This window comes from Fulvivirga aurantia, from assembly GCF_009711475.1.
In the GTDB taxonomy this organism is placed as follows: Bacteria; Bacteroidota; Bacteroidia; order Cytophagales; family Cyclobacteriaceae; genus Fulvivirga; species Fulvivirga aurantia.
In genome coordinates this window covers 1-2,229 of the sequence record NZ_SMMD01000385.1, presented here as the reverse complement: position 1 = coordinate 2,229, position 2,229 = coordinate 1, and the positions used below count along the sequence as shown (strand labels likewise).

Genomic DNA, 2,229 nt, shown 5'->3' with positions numbered 1-2,229 from the left:
CACTTCATGAAGCATATTGATTTTGACCTCAATGTGATTGAAGAAGGAAGAACTGAAGGCTGGTTAGACATTGCTCAGATACATAAACAACAAAAAGGATTTGTGCACGGAGGGTTGATAGCCACTGTGGCGGATATAGTGGCTGGTTTTGCCGCATATACTAAAGTGCCTGATGATCATCATGTAGTGACGGGTGAGTTGAAGATTTCTTATCTGAACCCCGGTGTTGGTCAAAAGATACATGCTATTGGCTATGTTTTAAAATCGGGGAGAAAAATGAATTTCTGTGAAGCAGAAGTTTGGTGTATCGATGGCGAGAAGAAAACGCTTATTGCTAAAGCGAGTACTACAATGGTTACTATCTTTCCAGAAGAGGTAAAAGGCTAATGCCATTACCATCTCAAATATTAATCAATAAATTTCCTTACGAGCCGACTCCAGATCAGGCCAGTTTATTTACTAAGGTAGATAGCTTTCTGAAAGCTGAAGATCGTCCGGTTTTATTGATAAAAGGATATGCCGGTACGGGTAAAACTACAGTGGTAAGTGCTCTTACACAGGTTTTGCCTCTTTTTAATTTTAAGTTTGTGCTACTAGCTCCAACCGGGAGGGCGGCAAAAGTGATGTCTTCTTATGCGAATAAGATGGCTTTTACTATTCATAAAAAAATCTATAAGCAAGCTTCCGATGATGGAGTCGGGCCAGTCTTTAAAAGACAGTCAAATTATGCTAAAAATACGGTCTTTATCATTGACGAATCGTCTATGATAAGTGAAGATACCGGAATAGGTCGAGGCTTGCTGTCCGACCTTATGGATTTTGTCTTTACAAGTGATAGCAACAAATTGATTCTCATTGGAGATAATGCACAGCTTCCGCCAGTTGGTCAAACAGATAGCCCTGCATTAAATAATGACCACCTTAATTTTAATTTTAATACTACTGTATTTGAATCAGTTTTAACTGAGGTTACAAGGCAGGCCTCAGATTCTGGAATTCTCAAGAATGCCACCAGATTAAGAGAGCAAATAAAAAACCAGAAGCCGCAGATAAAAATTAGCACTGGTGGAGAAAAAGACATCTTTAGAATGACCGGGGAAAAGATGGAAGAAGGCCTTCGTTGGGCCTATGATCGATATGGGATTGAAAATACAGTAATTATTTGCAGGTCAAATAAGCTTGCTAACAATTACAATCAATATATAAGAAATAGAATCCATTTCTATGAATCAGAGCTGGAGGCGGGTGAGTTGCTAATGGTGGTTAGAAATAACTACCTTCACAGTCCTGGCGATCAAACAGGTGGGTTTCTGGCAAATGGAGACTTTGTGCAAGTTCAAAAAATCGTTTCGTTTGAAGAAATGTATGGTTTTCGTTTTGCGACCTTACAATTAAAACTACCTGATTATCCATCAGAAACCAGTTTTGAGGCTAAAGTAATTTTAGACACACTACATACAGAAAGCTCGGCCTTAAGTAATGAGCAGAACAAGAAACTCTACGATCAAGTTAAAGCTGATTACTTCGATCTTTCGACAAAAAAAGAAATAAAAGAAGCACTCAAGAAAGATCCTTACCTCAATGCATTACAGGTAAAATTTGCCTATGCATTAACCTGTCATAAATCACAAGGTGGACAGTGGCCCGCGGTATTTGTAGATCAGGGATTTATTAAAATCGATGAAATTGATAGAGAGTATGTCAGGTGGTTATACACCGCTGTTACCAGAGCTACCACACAATTATTTATGGTGAATTTTGATCAATCTTTCTTTCATTGATTAAAAACAAGTAGTCTATAGAATCTTTCCTGATAAAACTATGTTTGCATAGCGCTATCAAAGGCAAGGTTATTGATACTTGTGAATGAAAAAGTATATTTGTTTGAAAAGATAAAAATTAAGAAAATGAAAAAGATAAGTGCATTGATATTTGGCCTATTTGTGTTTGCAGGAGTTTTAGCTCAAGAACAAGAAGCGACAGAGGTGAAATCAGGTCCTGTGATGAGTTTTGAAGAAGAGAAACACGACTTTGGTGATATTCATCAGGGAGATAAAGTTGAGCACGTGTTTCAATTTGAAAATACTGGTAATGAGCCTTTAATAATTACTAATGTTCAAACCACTTGTGGTTGTACTGCACCTGAGTGGCCAAAAGATCCTGTAGCACCGGGACAAACTGGTAAAATAAAAGTTGTTTTTAATAGCGCTGGTAAAATTGGTAGACAAA

At 37.6% G+C, this 2,229-nt stretch carries 3 protein-coding genes; all 3 read left to right on the top strand.

Annotated features, from left to right (window positions below; genetic code table 11):
* Positions 1–387: PaaI family thioesterase (locus E1176_RS02085; protein WP_155208919.1), on the top strand; the 387-nt coding region annotated here is incomplete at its 5' end.
* Positions 387–1,781: an ATP-dependent DNA helicase gene (locus E1176_RS02080; protein ID WP_155208918.1), complete on the top strand. Its 1,395-nt coding sequence runs from the start codon at positions 387–389 to the stop codon at positions 1,779–1,781. The genes E1176_RS02085 and E1176_RS02080, both read left to right, overlap by 1 nt.
* 81 nt (positions 1,782–1,862) lie before the next feature.
* Positions 1,863–2,229 (top strand): DUF1573 domain-containing protein (locus E1176_RS02075; RefSeq protein ID WP_425482547.1); only part of this gene is annotated, 367 nt, incomplete at its 3' end.

Bases quoted from the DNA above. Each gene is read 5' to 3' on its own strand.
- E1176_RS02080 (WP_155208918.1), top strand. From the start codon at position 387: ATGCCATTACCATCTCAAATATTAATCAATAAATTTCCTTACGAGCCG.